The organism is Pseudomonas sp. LB-090624 (genome assembly GCF_003205205.1).
GTDB lineage: Bacteria > Pseudomonadota > Gammaproteobacteria > Pseudomonadales > Pseudomonadaceae > Aquipseudomonas.
In genome coordinates this window covers 50,292-66,018 of the sequence record NZ_QJRL01000022.1, presented here as the reverse complement: position 1 = coordinate 66,018, position 15,727 = coordinate 50,292, and the positions used below count along the sequence as shown (strand labels likewise).

Here is a 15,727-nt window from a genome sequence, read left to right as displayed (position 1 = left end):
GTGGCCTCGGGGTTTGGTTTGAGTTATGTGGCGTCGGTGAGATCGAGCGCCGCCCGCGCGGCGCATCGCGAGCTGCGCTCGCTCCTACATTTGTTTCGGGCCAGTTATGCCTGTGACAGGCGCGCGCGACCGCTTTGTTTGTACGACGTGATATTGCGCCATGCGCCAAGGCGTACGCGCGCAAATCCCACAGGAAAAATTGGCCCGAAACAAATGTAGGAGCGAGCGTAGCTCGCGATGAGCCGCGCGGGCGGCGCGCGATCTCGCGGGCGCTGCAAATCCCACGCCCTACAAACCGTGGCTCTGCACCTTGCGCCGCCGCCACCCGCGCAACCGCTGCTCCAGCTGCAACGGGCTGTCCAGCTGCTGGCGCCGGGCCTGGCTGAACAGGATCAGCGCCAGCTCTGCGGTCACCTGGGCATCGGCGCTGGCATGGTGACGCTCTTCTACCTGCAGACCAAAGCGAGCCACCCAGTCATCCAGCCCCGCCTCGCGCAGCACCGTGTCCGGGTTGAGCATCGGTGCCAGTTCGGCAACGTCGAGGAACATTGACTGCAAGCGATGCCCAAGGGTCTCTTTTAGCGCGCGGGCGAGCATGCGCTGGTCGAATGGCGCGTGAAACGCCAGCACCGGGCTGTTGCCAATGAAATCGAGTAAATCTAGCAAGGCCTCGGCCGGGTCGCACCCCGCAGCAAGGGCGCCGGGGCCCAGGCCGTGGATCAGCACGCTGGCGTTGGTTTTCTGTAAAGGCCGGTGCAGGGTACGTTCGAACTGCTGGGCAAAATCGATGGCGCCATCCTCGATCGCCACTGCGCCAATCGACAACACTTGGTCCCGGTTGGGGTTGAGCCCGCTGGTTTCCAGGTCCAGCACCACCCAACGCTGTTCGCGCAGGGTACATACGCCCAGCGGCACGGGCTTGGGCAACTTGGCCAGGCGCTGGCGCGTGGCGTGGTCCAGTTCGGGTGCGCTGGGGCGCAGCCAGGCGAACAGACTCATAGCTGGTACCGCAAGGCCAGGCTGCTTTGCAGGCGCTGGGCCTGGCGCAGCGACTCGCGCAGGATGCGCCGGTCCAGGTGATTGAGGCTGTCTGGGTCGAGCCGGTTGGAGTACGGCAGGTTGTCGCGGGTCTGGCGTTGGTGCTGCTGCATGCGGGTCTGCTGGATGAAGTGGTAGGCCTCTTCATAAGCGGCGCCGTCCAGTGGTTCGATCACCCCCTTGGCCACCAGCTGGCGCAAACGCTCCAGGGTATTGCAGGCACCGATACCATTGGCCAGGGCCAGCAAGCGGGCGCCGTCGACGAAGGGCGTCAGCCCTTGGACCTTGAGGTCGAGCGTGGCCGCCTTGTCGTTGCCTTGGCGGGTCAGCACGAACTCGCGCAGGCGGCCCACCGGCGGGCGCTGGCGCAGCGCGTTTTCGGCCATCATGCGTTGGAAGATGCGGTTGTCGGCTACCTGTGCCAGCAGGCCCTGGCGCAGTTGCTCGCAACCCTGATCGTCGCCCCACACCACGCGCAGGTCGAAGTAGATGCTCGAGCCCAGCAGGTTCTCCGGGCTGGCTTCGCGGACAAAACCGGCAAACCGACGCGCCCACTCTTTGCGCGACAGGCACAGCTCGGGGTTGCCGGCCATGACATTGCCCATGCACAGGGTGAAGCCGCACTGAGCCAGGCACTGGTTGATGTATTGCGCTAGCGGCAGCAGGCGGGCGCGGATGGCGTCAGCCTCGGTTTTGTCTACGGCTTCGAAGAGCATGCCGTTGTCCTGGTCGGTGTGCAGAGTCTGTTCGCGGCGCCCCTCGCTACCAAAGCACAGCCAGCTGAATGGCACACCTGGGTCGCCACGCTCCGCAAGGGCCAGCTCGATGACTCGGCATACGGTGTGGTCGTTGAGCAGGGTGATGATCTGGGTGATCTGCGTCGACGATGCGCCGTGGGCGAGCATGCGCTCTACCAGTTGGCTGATTTCTCCGCGTAGCGAAACCAGGCTGTCCAGGCGTGGCGCATGGCGGATGGTGCGCGCCAGGTGCACCAGGTCGACCCGTTGCAGGGAGAACAGGTCGCGCTCGGAAACCACCCCGCACAGGCGGTGGTTATCCACCAGGCACACGTGGGCGATATGCCTCTCGGTCATGGCCATGGCGGCATCGAAGGCGCTGGCCTGTGGGCTGAGATAGAACGGTTTGGCAGTCATGTGCCGTTCGATCGGCGCGCCGAGGTCGGCATCGGCCGCAGCCACCACCTGGCGAAGGTCACGCAGGGTGAAAATGCCGATGGGGTAGCGCTGCGGGTCGACTACCACGATGCTGCCGACCTGTTGCTCGTGCATCAGCCGCACGGCTTCGCGCAATGGCGTATCGGTGCTGCACACTACCGGGTGACGCATGGCCAGTTCACCCAGCGGTGTGTTCAGCGAATACTGGGTGCCAAGGGTTTCTACCGCACGCTGGCGCACTTGCTGGTTGACTTGGTCAAGGAGGCTGCTGACCCCACGCAGGGCAAAATCCCGAAACACTTCCGACATCGAGAACACGCGGATGAATGCCGCCTTGTTCAGTTGCAGGCAAAAGGTGTCTTCCCCGGCCAGATGCTCAGTGCGGGTTGCTCGCTCGCCCAACAGCGCGGCCAGCGGGAAGCATTCACCGCTGGTGATTTCGAAGGTGGTCTCGACCCCAGGTTTGACCAGGTGCTGGCGCTCGCCAACCACCCGCCCTTGCTTGACGATGTAGAAGTGCTCGACCGGGCCGTCGGCGGGCTTGACGATGCTTTCGCCGCAAGCATAGAAGCGCAGCTGGCACTGCTCGACCAGGTAGGCAAGGTGGCTGTGTTCCATTTGGTTGAACGGCGGAAAGCGCTGCAGAAACTGCAGCGTGCCCTGGATGTTCTGCAGCACTGCCGTCCTGCCTGCCTGGCTGTAGGCGTCATTTTTGCTCATGAAACTGACCGTATCGCTATGCCGAACTATATATATCTATATATAGGTACCGGCCATGTTGTTCTCTGCCTCCATGGTCGGCTTGCAGCGAAGTGGTGCCCATTGGACGTAAGTCTATGAGCGCCTCTGTCAAAGACCCGACGAAAGGCGAAACGGGTTACGCGAGTAATGTGGTCCTAAGGCTGAAGCGGAATTTTTTTGACGAGATGAGCATGCCTGAGCAAACCGACATACTGAGCGATGCCGAGCGCGAGGCGTTGGCCGTGGTCAGTGCGCCTGTGGCACCCAAGCCACTGGTGCTGGTGGTGGATGACAACGCGGTCAACCGTGAGGCGTTGATCCTTTACCTGAAAAGCCGGGGGATCGATTGCGTGGGTGCGGACGGTGCCGAGGAGGCCAGGTTGTACCTGCATTATCAGCAACGCATCGGGTTGATGATCACGGACTTGCGCATGCAGCCGGTGGACGGTCTTGACCTGATTCGTTGGATTCGCGAATCGGAAAGGGCGGCGTTATCGATCATCGTGGTGTCGGGCGACACTGATGTGAAAGAGGCCGTGGATGTGATGCATCTGGGGGTGGTGGATTTCCTGCTCAAGCCGGTGGACCTGGGCAAGCTGCTGGAGTTGGTGAAGAAAGAACTCAAAATCGACTGATGCGCAGTGGGGGCCGCAGAACGGCCCCCTGGCGCAGATGCTACTTACAACCCGTTACGCGCCTTGAACTCGCGGCGACGGCGGTGCAGCACCGGCTCGGTATAACCGTTCGGCTGCTTGCCACCTTCCACCACCAGCTCCACAGCCGCCTGGAACGCGACGTTGTCGTCGAAGTTCGGCGCCATCGGGCGGTACAGGGCGTCACCAGCGTTCTGCTGGTCAACCACCACGGCCATGCGCTTGAGGCTTTCCAGCACCTGCTCCTGGCTGACCACGCCGTGGCGCAGCCAGTTGGCCAGCAGCTGGGCCGAAATACGCAGGGTTGCGCGGTCTTCCATCAGGCCGACGTTGTTGATGTCCGGCACCTTCGAGCAACCCACACCCTGGTCGATCCAGCGAACCACGTAGCCGAGGATGCCCTGGGCGTTGTTGTCCAGCTCATTGCGGATCTCTTCGTCCGACCAGTTGGTGTCGGCAGCCAGCGGGATGGCCAGGATGTCGTCTACCGAAGCCGGGGTACGCGAGGCCAGTTCACGCTGGCGTGCCTGCACGTCAACCTTGTGGTAGTGCAGGGCATGCAGCGTGGCGGCAGTCGGCGACGGTACCCAGGCGGTGTTGGCGCCGGCCAGCGGGTGGGCGATCTTCTGCTCGAGCATGGCGGCCATCAGGTCCGGCATGGCCCACATGCCTTTGCCGATCTGGGCACGGCCCTGCAGGCCGGTGGCCAGGCCTACGTCGACGTTGTTGTTCTCGTACGCGCCGATCCACTTCTCGTGCTTCATGGCGCCCTTGCGCACCACGGCGCCGGCTTCCATCGAGGTGTGGATCTCGTCGCCGGTGCGGTCGAGGAAGCCGGTGTTGATGAACGCCACGCGCTCGGCAGCTGCCTTGATGCAGGACTTGAGGTTGACCGTGGTACGGCGTTCCTCGTCCATGATGCCGACCTTGACGGTGTTGCGCGGCATGCCCAGCAGGTCTTCGACCTGGCTGAAGATCTCGGCGGCGAATGCCACCTCTTCAGGGCCGTGCATCTTCGGCTTGACGATGTATACGCTGCCGCTGCGGGTGTTCTTGCGGCTGGTGTTGCCGTTGAGGTTGTGCAGGGCGATCAGGTTGGTGAAGAGGCCGTCCTGGATGCCTTCTGGGATCTCGTTGCCTTGGGCATCCAGAATCGCCGGGTTGGTCATCAGGTGGCCAACGTTACGCACGAACAGCAGCGAACGGCCGTGCAGGGTTACGCTGCCACCGTTGGGTGCGGCGTACTCGCGGTCCGGGTTCATGGTACGGGTGAAGGTCTTGCCACCCTTGCTCACGCTTTCGGCCAGGTCGCCTTTCATCAGGCCCAGCCAGTTGCGGTAGACGATGACCTTGTCGTCGGCGTCGACGGCGGCAACGGAGTCTTCGCAGTCCATGATGGTGGTCAGCGCCGACTCCATCAGGATGTCTTTGACGCCGGCCGCGTCGGTGCTGCCGACCGGGGTGCTGGCGTCGACCTGGATTTCGAAATGCAGGCCGTTGTGCTTGAGCAGCACGGCAGTCGGTGCCGCGGCGTCGCCGTGGAAGCCAATCAGCTGTGCGTCATCACGCAGGCCACTGTTGCTGCCGCCCTTCAGGGTGACCACCAGCTTGCCGCCTTCGATGCGGTAGGCGGTAGAGTCGACATGCGAGCCGGCAGCCAATGGCGCGGCTTCATCAAGGAAGGCGCGGGCGAAGGCGATGACTTTGTCGCCACGCAGCTTGTTGTAACCCTGGCCTTTCTCGGCGCCACCTTCATCGCTGATGGCGTCGGTGCCATACAACGCGTCGTACAGCGAACCCCAACGGGCGTTGGCGGCGTTCAGGGCGAAACGGGCGTTCATCACCGGAACAACCAGCTGTGGGCCGGCCATGTGGGCGATTTCTTCGTCCACGTTCTGGGTGGTGGCCTGGAAATCGTCGGCTTGTGGCAGCAGGTAGCCGATTTCCTGGAGGAATGCTTTGTAGGCTACGGCGTCGTGGGCCTGGCCTTTGCGTGCCTGATGGTAGGCGTCGATCTTGGCTTGCAGCTCGTCGCGCTTGGCGAGCAGGGCTTTGTTCTTTGGAGCGAGGTCATTGATGATCTTCTCTGCACCCGCCCAGAACTGCTCGGCGACGATGCCGGTCCCGGGGATGGCTTCGTTGTTCACGAAGTCGTACAGGACCTTGGCGACCTGAAGGCCACCGACTTGAACGTATCCAGTCATTGCTTGCCTCACTCTGCTCAGCTATTTCGCTCTTCTGTATTAAGCCTGTAGCGCTTCTCTAAACACGTACCAGTGCTTGCTCCCGGGGGTGAGCCCGAGCGCGGCTGGGTGCAGCCTGCCAGACGGGCTGGCAGGCAGTGTGCGTATTTTCACAGGCGCCTTGGCAGACATCCAAACGACGTTTTGTAGTCCGCGCCACGGGATACTACATGAAGCAGTAGGCGGGGCAAAATCAGACTAAAAGCGCCGTTATGCGACCCGTTGGTCGCGTATGGTCACGCTGGGAATGGGTATGTTCGCAAAAAACTGGTGGATTGTTCCAGATAAATCTTGAAACAGTACACGATTGGCTGTGCGGATTGCCCTGCGGCAGGTTGCCGCGCCTTGCCTATACTGAGCGGATCCCCCGATTATCTGCCGCCCGGCGCGGTCCGACACGAGGAAGGGCTTGTGGATCATCTTGTACTGACTGTGATTGCCCCTGACAAGGCCGGCCAGGTCGAACGCATTGCCCAGTGCATCGCCGACCACAGTGGCAACTGGCTGGAAAGCCGCATGTCACGCATGGCCGGCCAGTTTGCAGGCATCCTGCGGGTGGCGGTGCCGGCAGAGAATTACGCCGAACTCGTGGCCTCGCTGCAGGGGCTGGCCAGGTATGACATACGCGTGCTGATTGCCGAGAGCGGGATCGAGCCATCGTGCACCTGGAAGCCGATTGCCATGGAGCTGGTGGGTAATGATCGGCCGGGGATCGTGCGGGACATTACCCGCTTGCTGGCCGAGCTGCAGGTAAACGTCGAGCGGTTTTCCACAGAAGTGCGGCCGGCGCCGATGAGCAGTGAGCCGTTGTTCCACGCCGACGCATTGCTGGCGTTGCCGTTGACCTTGCCGCTGGATGAACTGCAGCAGCGGCTGGAGAGCCTGGCGGATGACTTGATGGTGGAGTTGAAGCTGCGGGCAGAGGATTGATCAGCGATTGCCGGGGCCGCTTTGCGGCCCTGTCGCGACGCAAGGCCGCTCCCACATGGTCCTGCGTACACCGGACAAATGTGGGGCGGCCTTGTGTTGCGAAGCGGCCATCTGCGGTTATCCCGATATCACGGGGAAGGCCCTGTGGATAACCTGGGGGTGTACCTCTCCAGCCCAGGTATCACGTGCCTTGTACTGTTTTGCTCAAAAAATGCCCAATTATCAGCAGCTTGTGCACAAAGCGCGGGGACGAGGGTGTGGATAACCTATGGAGATGTCTCTGCAGGCCAGGCGCTACATGGCCTGCAGAGTTTTGATCGTTTTCTGATCAGCTACGTTTGCGCAAGTTCAGCCACGCATCGACGCTGTAAATCGCCAGGCCCGCCCAGATGAACATGAACGCCACCAGTGTGCTCGACGACAGATGTTCATCGAACAGTAGCACTGCTTGCAGCAGCACCAAGGTCGGTGCCAGGTACTGCAGGAAGCCCAACGTGGTGTATGGCAGGTGCCGCGCTGCTGCGTTGAAGCACACCAGCGGCACCAGAGTTACCGGCCCCGCTGCCATCAGCCACAAGGCCTCGCTGCTGGTGTAGAACGCGCCTTGGGCACTCATCGCCGCCGGGTGCAGCAATAGCCAGCCGAGCGCCAGCGGCACCAACATCCAGGTTTCCACCACCAAGCCGGGCAGCGCAGCCACCGGCGCCTGCTTGCGGATCAGCCCGTAGAAGCCGAAGCTCAGCGCCAGCGCCAGCGATACCCACGGCAGGCTGCCCACTTGCCACACCTGCTGCGCCACACCCACGGCAGCCATGCCTACCGCCAGCCACTGCAGGCGGCGCAGGCGTTCGCCAAGAATCAGCATGCCCAGCAGCACGTTGATCAGCGGGTTGATGTAGTAACCCAGGCTGGCTTCGAGCATGCGGCCGTTGTTCACCGACCACACGTAGGTCAGCCAGTTACCGGCGATTAGCGCCCCGCTCAGGGCCAGGATGCCCAGCCGGCGCGGGTTTTCACGCAGTTCGCGCCACCAGCCAGGATGTTTCCACATCAGCAGCAGTAGCGAGCCGAACAGCGCCGACCAGAGCACCCGGTGGACGATGATCTCTACCGCCGGAACGCTCTGTATTGCCTTGAAGTAGAGGGGGAACATGCCCCAGATGATGTAGGCGCTCAGGCCCAGAATGTACCCGCGACGCGGGTTTGCGGCGTGCATGCAGAATCCTTGCTTAGGTAGCTAAATAAAGCGACGCCTATTGTAGACAGAGGTGGGTACGCTTCTAGAACAATTTCAGCGGTGCTTCATCCAGTGCCGCCATTTGTTCGCGCAGGGCCAGAATCTGATCGCCCCAATAACGTGGCTGGCCGAACCAGGGGAAGCTGCGCGGGAACGCCGGATCATCCCAGCGGCGTGCCAGCCAGGCGCTGTAGTGCAGTTGGCGCAAGGCACGCAGCGGTTCGATCAGGGCCAGCTCGCGCGGGTCGAAATCGTGAAACTCGTTGTAGCCGTCGATCAGTTCGGCCAGTTGCCCCAGCCGCTCTTCGCGGTTACCGGCCAACATCATCCACAGATCCTGCACCGCCGGGCCCATCCGGCAATCGTCGAGGTCGACCACGTGATACACCTCGTCCCGGTGCATCAGGTTGCCGGGGTGCAGGTCGCCGTGCAGGCGAATGAGCTGGTGCGGGGTACGGCTATAGATGTCTTCGACGCGTTTGAGCAAGTCGCGGGCAACGGATTGGAACGCCGGTAGCAGTTCGCGCGGGACAAAATCGCCCTCCAGCAGGGTTTTCAGCGAGGCATGGCCGAAGTTGTCCACAGCCAGCGCTTCGCGGTGCTCGAAGGGTTTGCTGGCGCCCACGGCATGCAGGCGGCCAAGCAGCTGGCCCAGGCGGTAGAGCTGGTCGAGGTTGCCCGGCTCTGGGGCATGCCCGCCGCGGCGAGGGAACAGGGTGAAGCGGAAGCCCTGGTGTTCGAACAATGTGCGGCCATCGTGCTGCAGGGGCGCAACCACCGGCACTTCACAGTCGGCCAGTTCGGCGGTAAAGCTGTGTTCTTCGAGTATCGCCGCATCGCTCCAGCGGCCTGGGCGGTAGAACTTGGCAATCAACGGCTGGGCGTCTTCGATGCCCACCTGATAGACGCGGTTCTCGTAGCTGTTCAGTGCCAGCACCCGGGCATCGCTGAGAAAGCCAATGCTTTCCACGGCGTCCAGGACCAGGTCGGGGGTGAGGGTGTCGAAGGGGTGGGACATGGGAACTCCGGGGGTAAGCGGCTGGAGGCCATGGTACCGCGTTATCCCTGGGCCGGCCTCCTCGCGGGCGAGCCCCGGTTACGCAGGTATCCCTATCAACACATAAGAAGGATGGAATTGCACCCTTACCTGCTGCTCGGCCAGCCAATCAGCCTCGGCCATGGCACACAGCGTCTGCCCATTGCCAAGCGCCAACCTGACTTCACTGGGCTCATCGACCTCAGCCAATACTTCCTCCACTGTCGCCCGCAGGCAGTTGCTCCCCGCTTCTGCCTCTTCCCCCTCCGCCAGCAACCGCACCCACCCCGCCTTGAGCAGGGCCACCACCATCGTTCCCAGCGTCAGCTCAAGCCGCGCCGTGCTGTCGTGGGTGATCAGCGCCTCGATCTCCAGCCCGCCACCCAAGGCCAGGCTCACGCGGTCATAGCGGCCTTCTCGGCGCAAACCGCTGACCTGTCCCTGCAGTTGGTTACGCGCACTGGTGCGCAGCATGAGGCGCCCGAGCAGGTCGAGGTCGCTGGATTCTTCAGCGGCGTCGAGCATTTGCGCCTGCAGGGCCTGCAGCCTCTGATACAGGCGCAGAACGCGCTCACCTTCTGCAGACAGGCGCGCGCCGCCACCGCCGCGGCCACCGGTGCTGCGCTCGACCAAGGGCTGGCTGGCCAGGTTGTTGAGCTCATCGATGGCATCCCAGGCCGCTTTGTAGCTGATGCCAGCAGCCTTGGCGGCGCGGGTGATCGAGCCTTGCTCGGCAACGTGCTGCAGCAGCGCGATGCGCTGTGGGCGGCGGGCGATGTGCTGGGTGAGGAGGGTGGGTAGGGGCATAGGGAGTCAGTCGATGTAAGGGGTAGCCAAGTGTGAATTGCGCAGCCACAGCTGTCTCGCAAAATCCTGAGGTCGGTACCACAGGGGCTGTCGAGTCATACATACCCCGGCTTGGGCGTTCGTGCCAGGCAATACACATCGACCTTGTGCGCCCCGGCCTCGCGCAGCACCTGGGCAATCGCCTGGGCGGTGGCACCGGTGGTCAACACATCATCGATGATGGCGACATGTTTGCCCGTCACGTCACCGGCGACCGTGAACGCCTGGCGCAAATTGCGCCGTCGTGCCTTGGCATCCAGCCGTTGCTGCGCTGGCGTCTCGCGCGTGCGCAGCAACAACCGATCGTCGCAAGGTAGCCCCAGCTGCGATGACAGCCAGCGCCCAAGCATCCCCGCCTGGTTGAACCCCCGCTCGCGTAGTCGACGCCTGGCCAAGGGCACAGGCAACAGCAGGTCGGGGCGTGGCAGGCCCTCAGCAAAGCGGTGCAGCAGCCCGTGCCCCAGCAACTCGGCCAGCAACCGCCCCACAGGCCACTGCCGGTTGTGCTTGAAACGGCTGATCAATGTGTCCACCGGAAAGCCGAAATGCCACAGCGCAATGACCTGTTCGAATGCCGGCAAGCGGCGGCAGCACTGGGCGCAGGCCAGGCCAGCCATGGGCAGCGGTAGGGCGCAATAGCGGCAATGATCACCCAGCCAGGGCAGTTCTTGTTCGCAGGCCATGCACAGTGGATAGTGCTGCCCGGCAGGTACATCACAAAGCAGGCATGTTTGATTAATAAGTGACCACTTGTAAACCAGTCTTTTCATGCGTGGTTGACAGTTCATAAGCCTTCCATGACTATGCGAGCTATCCGTGATGCGCTGGCGGGCTTTCCTGTCCCGGCGCCTGCTTCAGCCTAAACAAGGAAACGCCGATGAGCGCCAGCACAACTGCAACAATACGTCACGACTGGTCCCTGGCCGAGGTCAAGGCGCTGTTCCAGCAACCCTTCAACGACCTGCTGTTCCAGGCGCAGACCGTGCACCGCGCGCATTTCGACCCGAACCGCGTGCAGGTTTCGACCCTGCTGTCGATCAAGACGGGCGCCTGCCCGGAAGATTGCAAATATTGTCCGCAGTCCGGCCACTACAACACCGGGCTGGAAAAGCAAAAGCTGATGGAAGTGCAGAAGGTGCTGGAAGAAGCCGCCCGCGCCAAAGCCATCGGCTCTACCCGCTTCTGCATGGGCGCGGCGTGGAAGCACCCGTCGGCCAAGGACATGCCCTACGTGCTGGAGATGGTCAAAGGCGTGAAGGCCATGGGCCTGGAAACCTGCATGACCCTGGGCAAGCTCGACGAGGAGCAGACCAAGGCCCTGGCCCAGGCCGGCCTGGACTACTACAACCACAACCTCGACACCTCGCCAGAGTTCTACGGCAGCATCATCACCACCCGCACCTACAGCGAGCGCCTGCAGACCCTGGCCTATGTGCGTGACGCAGGGATGAAGATCTGCTCTGGCGGCATCCTTGGCATGGGCGAGTCGCTGGACGACCGCGCGGGCCTGCTGATCCAGCTGGCCAACCTGCCCGAGCACCCAGAGTCGGTACCGATCAACATGCTGGTCAAGGTGGCCGGTACGCCGCTGGCCGAGGAAGAAGATGTCGACCCGTTCGACTTCATCCGCATGCTGGCAGTGGCCCGGCTGTTGATGCCCAAGTCGCACGTGCGCCTGTCCGCCGGCCGCGAGCAGATGAACGAGCAGATGCAGGCCCTGGCCTTCATGGCTGGCGCCAACTCGATCTTCTACGGCGAAAAACTGTTGACCACTGCCAACCCGCAGGCCGACAAGGATATGCAGCTGTTCGCACGCCTGGGCATCAAGCCCGAGGCGCGTGAAGAGCACGCCGATGAAGTGCACCAGGCTGCCATCGAGCAGGCGCTGGTCGAGCAGCGCAGCAGCGAGATGTTCTACAACGCCGCGACAGCCTGAGATGGCCTTTGACCTGGCGGCGCGCCTGGCCGAACGGCGCGCCGCAGACCTGTATCGGCAGCGGCCACTGCTGCAGAGCCCACAGGGGCCGGACGTGGTGGTCGACGGCCAGCGTTTGCTGGCTTTCTGCAGCAATGACTACCTGGGCCTGGCCAATCACCCCGATGTGATCGCGGCCTGGCAGGCGGGTGCCGAGCACTGGGGTGTCGGTGGCGGCGCTTCGCATCTGGTAATCGGCCACAGCTCTCCACACCATCGGGTGGAAGAGGCGTTGGCCGAACTCACCGGCCGCCCGCGTGCGCTGCTGTTCTCCACCGGTTACATGGCCAACCTCGGCGCCATCACTGCGCTGGTGGGGCAGGGCGACACCGTGCTGCAAGACCGTCTGAACCACGCCTCGCTACTGGACGGCGGGCTGCTCAGTGGTGCCCGCTTCAACCGTTACTTGCACAACGACCCGACCAGCCTGGCCAGCCGCCTGGACAAGGCCGTCGGCAATACCCTGGTGGTGACCGACGGTGTGTTCAGCATGGACGGCGACCTCGCCGACCTGCCGGCGCTGGCCGATGTCGCCCGTGCCCGCGGTGCCTGGCTGATGGTCGACGACGCCCATGGTCTGGGCACGCTGGGCGCCCAGGGCGGCGGTATTGTCGAGCACTTCGGCCTGGGCGTGGATGACGTGCCGGTGCTGATCGGCACGCTGGGCAAGGCCTGCGGTACTTCCGGGGCCTTTGTTGCCGGCAGCGAAGAGCTGATCGAGACGCTGGTGCAGTTTGCCCGCCCGTACATCTACACCACCAGCCAGCCACCTGCATTGGCCTGCGCCACGCTCAAGAGCCTGGAGCTGCTGCGCCGCGAAACCTGGCGTCGCGAGCACCTGGCGGCGTTGATCCGGCAGTTCCGCGAAGGCGCGCAGCAGATCGGTTTGCAATTGATGGACAGCCCGACGCCGATCCAGCCAATCGTCATTGGTGACAGCGCGCAGGCCCTGCGCCTGTCGCGCATGCTGCGCGAGCGGGGGTTGCTGGTCACTGCCATCCGCCCACCCACGGTGCCGGCTGGCAGTGCCCGCCTGCGGGTCACCCTGAGCGCCGCACACAGCGAGGCGCAGGTACAGCTATTGTTGAATGCATTGGCCGAGTGTTATCCACAGTTGGAGAACGCCGATGCGTAATCGTCTTGTACTGCTGCCCGGCTGGGGCCTGGGCACTGCTTCACTGGAACCGCTGGCCGCCAGCCTGCGTGCCCAGGATGCCCGCTTGCAGGTTGAACTCATGCCCCTGCCGGAGTTGCCTCACAGCGACGTTGACAGCTGGATCGAGCACCTCGACCGCAAGCTGCCCAGTGATGTCTGGCTAGGCGGCTGGTCATTGGGCGGCATGCTTGCCAGCGCGCTGGCGCACAAGCGGGGCGATCACTGCTGTGGCCTGCTGACGCTGGCCAGCAACCCCAGTTTCGTCGCCCGTGCCGATTGGCCGCATGGCATGGCCGAAGACACTTTTGGCACCTTCCTCGACGGCTGCCGCAGCCATACCCAAGTAACCCTCAAGCGCTTCCGCACCCTGTGCAGCGACGGCGCCCAGCAACCGCGAACACTGCTGCGCCAGCTGGGTGTCGGCGTGCCGGATACCGACCCGCTGTACCTGGCGACCGGCCTTGAAGTGCTGGCCAAGCTGGACACCCGCCAAGCCCTGCAGGCCTATGGCGGCCCGCAGCTGCACCTGTTCGCTGGCAGCGATGCGCTGGTGCCGGCAGAGGCGGCAAAGGCATTGAGCGAACTGCTACCGGATGTGGAAGTGGGCCTGGTCGAAGACAGTTCCCACGCGTTCCTGCTGGAGTACCCGCAGGAGCTGGCGGCGGGCATCAAGAGTTTTCTGCATGAGAGTGGCGATGACTGACCTATCCCGTCCGACCCTGCCCGGCGCATTGCCCGACAAACGCCAGGTAGCGGCTTCGTTTTCCCGCGCTGCGGGAAGCTACGACAGCGTGGCTGCGCTGCAGCGTGCCGTCGGTTTGGGGCTGTTACAGCAGTTGCCCGCGGGCCTGCAGCCATCGCGCTGGCTGGACCTGGGCAGTGGCACCGGCCACTTCAGCCGTATCCTGGCCGAACGTTTCACCCAGGCCAGCGGCGTAGCGGTCGATATTGCCGAAGGCATGCTGCGCCATGCCCGCAATGAGCAAGGTGGGGCGCACTATCACGTAGCCGGCGACGCCGAGCGCTTGCCGCTGCGCGATGCCAGCGTTGACCTGGTGTTCACCAGCCTGGCTGTGCAATGGTGCGACCAGTTCGCCAGTGTGCTGGCAGAAGCCCAGCGCGTGCTGCGCCCGGGTGGCGTGTTGGCTTTCAGTAGCCTGTGCGTGGGCACCCTCGATGAACTGCGCGCCAGTTGGCAGGCCGTGGATGGCCTGGTGCATGTGAACCGCTTCCGCCGTTTCGAGGACTACCAGCGCCTGTGTGCCGGCAGTGGCTTCGAACACCTTGAGCTGCAGCGCTGCCCACACGTGCTGCATTACCCCGATGTGCGCAGCCTGACCCACGAACTGAAGGCGCTGGGTGCGCACAATCTGAACCCTGGGCGGCCTTCCGGCCTTACCGGGCGGGCACGCATGCAGGGCCTGTTGCAGGCTTATGAAGCATTTCGCCAGCCTGCGGGGCTGCCAGCCACCTATCAGGTGGTCTATGGTGTGTTGCGCAAGCCACAGGCGTAAGGGGAGCGAGATGAGCCAGGCCTATTTCATTGCCGGTACCGATACCGATGTCGGCAAGACCACCATTGCCGCCGGGCTGCTGCATGCGGCGCGCTCGCAGGGCATGAGCACCCTGGGCGCCAAGCCGGTGGCCTCTGGCTGTACGATGACGCCCAAAGGCTTACGCAACAGCGATGCGCAGGCCCTGATCGATGAAAGCACGATCAAGTTGCCTTATGAGCAGGTCAACCCGTTTGCCTTCGAGCCTGCCATCGCTCCGCATGTGGCGGCGCGCGAGGCGGGGGTGACGCTGGCAGTGCCGGAGCTGCTGGCGGCGATGCGCAACGTGCTGCAACAAAATGCCGACTTCACATTGATTGAAGGGGCGGGTGGCTGGCGTGTGCCATTGTCTGGTCTGGAGAACCTGTCCGACCTTGCCGTAGCGCTGAAGCTGCCAGTAATTCTGGTCGTGGGGGTGCGGCTGGGCTGCATCAGCCATGCCTTGCTCAGTGCCGAGGCGATCGAGCGCGATGGGCTGCAGTTGGCGGGTTGGGTGGCCAACATCATCGAACCGCGTACTTCAAGGCTGGAAGAGAACCTGGCCAGCCTGGCCGAACGGTTGCCTGCACCCTGCCTGGGGCGGGTACCCAAGCTCAAGCAGGCCAGTGCCGACATGGTGGCTGAACATCTGCACCTGGATCTGCTGGATTAGCTGTTTTCAGGCCCGGCTTCATCGCAGGGATACCCAAGGCCTATCAACTGGCACCGGGCCATTAGCGATTTAAACGGGCCTTTTCGCTGATCGCCTGCTTTAATTGGCGTGTTCCTATCCAGCGTCAATGGAGTCCTGACATGGAAATCACCGGTAGCTCCGCCTACTACGCAGGCTTGAGCGCAATCCAGTCCGGCCAGAACCGTCTCGATCAGGCCGCCGGCCAGATCGCCAATATCAGTGCTGAACGCACTGCCACCAGCCAATCCAGCGATTTTCAGGCCGAACGCCTGCGCGCGGTGGACCGCAGCCAGCAGATGGACCTTGCTACCAGTGTCGTGCAACAGGCAGTGGGCAAGACCGAAGTCGAGCTTGGCGCAAAAGTGGTCAAGGCATCCGACGAAATGCTCGGCCGGATTATCGATACCTACGCCTGACACGGCGCGCCAATCAAGTTCCCTACCCGCTCAGCCCCTGTGGGAGCCTGTGCGA

General features: G+C 63.3%; 15 protein-coding genes. 8 read left to right on the top strand and 7 right to left on the bottom strand.

The genetic code is table 11. From position 1 onward, the window contains the following. Nucleotides 1-288: 288 nt before the first annotated feature. Both DMX11_RS18905 and DMX11_RS18900 read right to left on the bottom strand, forming a co-directional pair. Complete coding sequence (locus DMX11_RS18905) at nt 289-999, bottom strand: PolC-type DNA polymerase III (RefSeq protein ID WP_110745894.1); 711 nt, start codon at nt 997-999, stop codon at nt 289-291. Beyond that, the gene (locus DMX11_RS18900; RefSeq protein ID WP_110745893.1) at nt 996-2,933 is read right to left on the bottom strand and encodes a putative nucleotidyltransferase substrate binding domain-containing protein; all 1,938 of its coding nucleotides are present in this window, start codon (nt 2,931-2,933) and stop codon (nt 996-998) included. The genes DMX11_RS18905 and DMX11_RS18900 overlap by 4 nt, the downstream gene beginning before the upstream one ends. Nucleotides 2,934-3,049: 116 nt before the next feature. On the opposite strand from DMX11_RS18900, the gene DMX11_RS18895 reads away from it, so the two are divergent. Further along, on the top strand, nt 3,050-3,589 hold the full coding sequence (locus DMX11_RS18895) for a response regulator (protein ID WP_110745892.1): 540 nt from the start codon (nt 3,050-3,052) through the stop codon (nt 3,587-3,589). Nucleotides 3,590-3,633: 44 nt separating this feature from the next. On the opposite strand, the gene DMX11_RS18890 is transcribed toward DMX11_RS18895, so the two are convergent. Further along, nucleotides 3,634-5,811 (bottom strand): malate synthase G, encoded by a 2,178-nt coding sequence (locus DMX11_RS18890; RefSeq protein ID WP_110745891.1) that lies wholly within the window; start codon nt 5,809-5,811, stop codon nt 3,634-3,636. A gap of 450 nt (nt 5,812-6,261) precedes the next feature. Here DMX11_RS18890 and DMX11_RS18885 point away from each other — a divergent pair, with 450 nt between their 5' ends. Continuing rightward, nucleotides 6,262-6,780, top strand: a complete 519-nt coding sequence (locus tag DMX11_RS18885) for a glycine cleavage system protein R (RefSeq protein ID WP_110745890.1) — start codon at nt 6,262-6,264, stop codon at nt 6,778-6,780. A gap of 328 nt (nt 6,781-7,108) precedes the next feature. On the opposite strand, the gene rarD is transcribed toward DMX11_RS18885, so the two are convergent. The 4 genes from rarD to DMX11_RS18865 all read right to left on the bottom strand — a co-directional run bounded on the left by rarD (nt 7,109) and on the right by DMX11_RS18865 (nt 10,687). Further along, nucleotides 7,109-7,996: an EamA family transporter RarD gene (gene rarD / locus DMX11_RS18880; RefSeq protein ID WP_110745889.1), complete on the bottom strand. Its 888-nt coding sequence runs from the start codon at nt 7,994-7,996 to the stop codon at nt 7,109-7,111. A 64-nt stretch (nt 7,997-8,060) separates the two neighbouring features. After that, nucleotides 8,061-9,035, bottom strand: coding sequence for a serine/threonine protein kinase (locus DMX11_RS18875; RefSeq protein ID WP_110745888.1), 975 nt, complete (start codon nt 9,033-9,035; stop codon nt 8,061-8,063). A 78-nt stretch (nt 9,036-9,113) separates the two neighbouring features. Next, nucleotides 9,114-9,860 (bottom strand): TOBE domain-containing protein, encoded by a 747-nt coding sequence (locus DMX11_RS18870; protein ID WP_110745887.1) that lies wholly within the window; start codon nt 9,858-9,860, stop codon nt 9,114-9,116. 95 nt (nt 9,861-9,955) lie between these two features. Continuing rightward, complete coding sequence (locus DMX11_RS18865; RefSeq protein ID WP_110745886.1) at nt 9,956-10,687, bottom strand: ComF family protein; 732 nt, start codon at nt 10,685-10,687, stop codon at nt 9,956-9,958. A gap of 89 nt (nt 10,688-10,776) precedes the next feature. Here DMX11_RS18865 and bioB point away from each other — a divergent pair, with 89 nt between their 5' ends. From bioB to DMX11_RS18835, 6 genes are all read left to right on the top strand, one after another. After that, the gene (gene bioB / locus DMX11_RS18860) at nt 10,777-11,835 is read left to right on the top strand and encodes a biotin synthase BioB (protein ID WP_110745885.1); all 1,059 of its coding nucleotides are present in this window, start codon (nt 10,777-10,779) and stop codon (nt 11,833-11,835) included. A 1-nt stretch (nt 11,836) separates the two neighbouring features. Continuing rightward, complete coding sequence (bioF, locus tag DMX11_RS18855) at nt 11,837-13,009, top strand: 8-amino-7-oxononanoate synthase (protein ID WP_110745884.1); 1,173 nt, start codon at nt 11,837-11,839, stop codon at nt 13,007-13,009. Further along, complete coding sequence (locus tag DMX11_RS18850) at nt 13,002-13,733, top strand: alpha/beta fold hydrolase (protein ID WP_110745883.1); 732 nt, start codon at nt 13,002-13,004, stop codon at nt 13,731-13,733. The genes bioF and DMX11_RS18850 overlap by 8 nt, the downstream gene beginning before the upstream one ends. Next, entirely contained in the window at nt 13,726-14,544 is an 819-nt protein-coding gene (gene bioC, locus DMX11_RS18845) for a malonyl-ACP O-methyltransferase BioC (RefSeq protein ID WP_110745882.1), read from the top strand. Before DMX11_RS18850 ends, bioC begins: the two co-directional genes overlap by 8 nt. A gap of 10 nt (nt 14,545-14,554) precedes the next feature. Beyond that, nucleotides 14,555-15,235, top strand: coding sequence for a dethiobiotin synthase (gene bioD, locus DMX11_RS18840; RefSeq protein WP_110745881.1), 681 nt, complete (start codon nt 14,555-14,557; stop codon nt 15,233-15,235). Nucleotides 15,236-15,375: 140 nt separating this feature from the next. Next, nucleotides 15,376-15,672: a pyrroloquinoline quinone biosynthesis protein PqqE gene (locus DMX11_RS18835; RefSeq protein WP_110745880.1), complete on the top strand. Its 297-nt coding sequence runs from the start codon at nt 15,376-15,378 to the stop codon at nt 15,670-15,672. Nucleotides 15,673-15,727 lie beyond the last annotated feature (55 nt).

Coding starts and splice junctions, on each gene's coding strand:
- DMX11_RS18835 (WP_110745880.1), top strand. CDS start 15,376: ATGGAAATCACCGGTAGCTCCGCCTACTACGCAGGCTTGAGCGCAATC.
- bioB (WP_110745885.1), top strand. CDS start 10,777: ATGAGCGCCAGCACAACTGCAACAATACGTCACGACTGGTCCCTGGCC.
- DMX11_RS18890 (WP_110745891.1), bottom strand. CDS start 5,811: ATGACTGGATACGTTCAAGTCGGTGGCCTTCAGGTCGCCAAGGTCCTG.
- DMX11_RS18905 (WP_110745894.1), bottom strand. CDS start 999: ATGAGTCTGTTCGCCTGGCTGCGCCCCAGCGCACCCGAACTGGACCAC.
- DMX11_RS18895 (WP_110745892.1), top strand. CDS start 3,050: ATGAGCGCCTCTGTCAAAGACCCGACGAAAGGCGAAACGGGTTACGCG.
- DMX11_RS18865 (WP_110745886.1), bottom strand. CDS start 10,687: ATGAACTGTCAACCACGCATGAAAAGACTGGTTTACAAGTGGTCACTT.
- DMX11_RS18870 (WP_110745887.1), bottom strand. CDS start 9,860: ATGCCCCTACCCACCCTCCTCACCCAGCACATCGCCCGCCGCCCACAG.
- rarD (WP_110745889.1), bottom strand. CDS start 7,996: ATGCACGCCGCAAACCCGCGTCGCGGGTACATTCTGGGCCTGAGCGCC.
- bioC (WP_110745882.1), top strand. CDS start 13,726: ATGACTGACCTATCCCGTCCGACCCTGCCCGGCGCATTGCCCGACAAA.
- DMX11_RS18900 (WP_110745893.1), bottom strand. CDS start 2,933: ATGAGCAAAAATGACGCCTACAGCCAGGCAGGCAGGACGGCAGTGCTG.
- DMX11_RS18850 (WP_110745883.1), top strand. CDS start 13,002: ATGCGTAATCGTCTTGTACTGCTGCCCGGCTGGGGCCTGGGCACTGCT.
- DMX11_RS18875 (WP_110745888.1), bottom strand. CDS start 9,035: ATGTCCCACCCCTTCGACACCCTCACCCCCGACCTGGTCCTGGACGCC.
- bioF (WP_110745884.1), top strand. CDS start 11,837: ATGGCCTTTGACCTGGCGGCGCGCCTGGCCGAACGGCGCGCCGCAGAC.
- bioD (WP_110745881.1), top strand. CDS start 14,555: ATGAGCCAGGCCTATTTCATTGCCGGTACCGATACCGATGTCGGCAAG.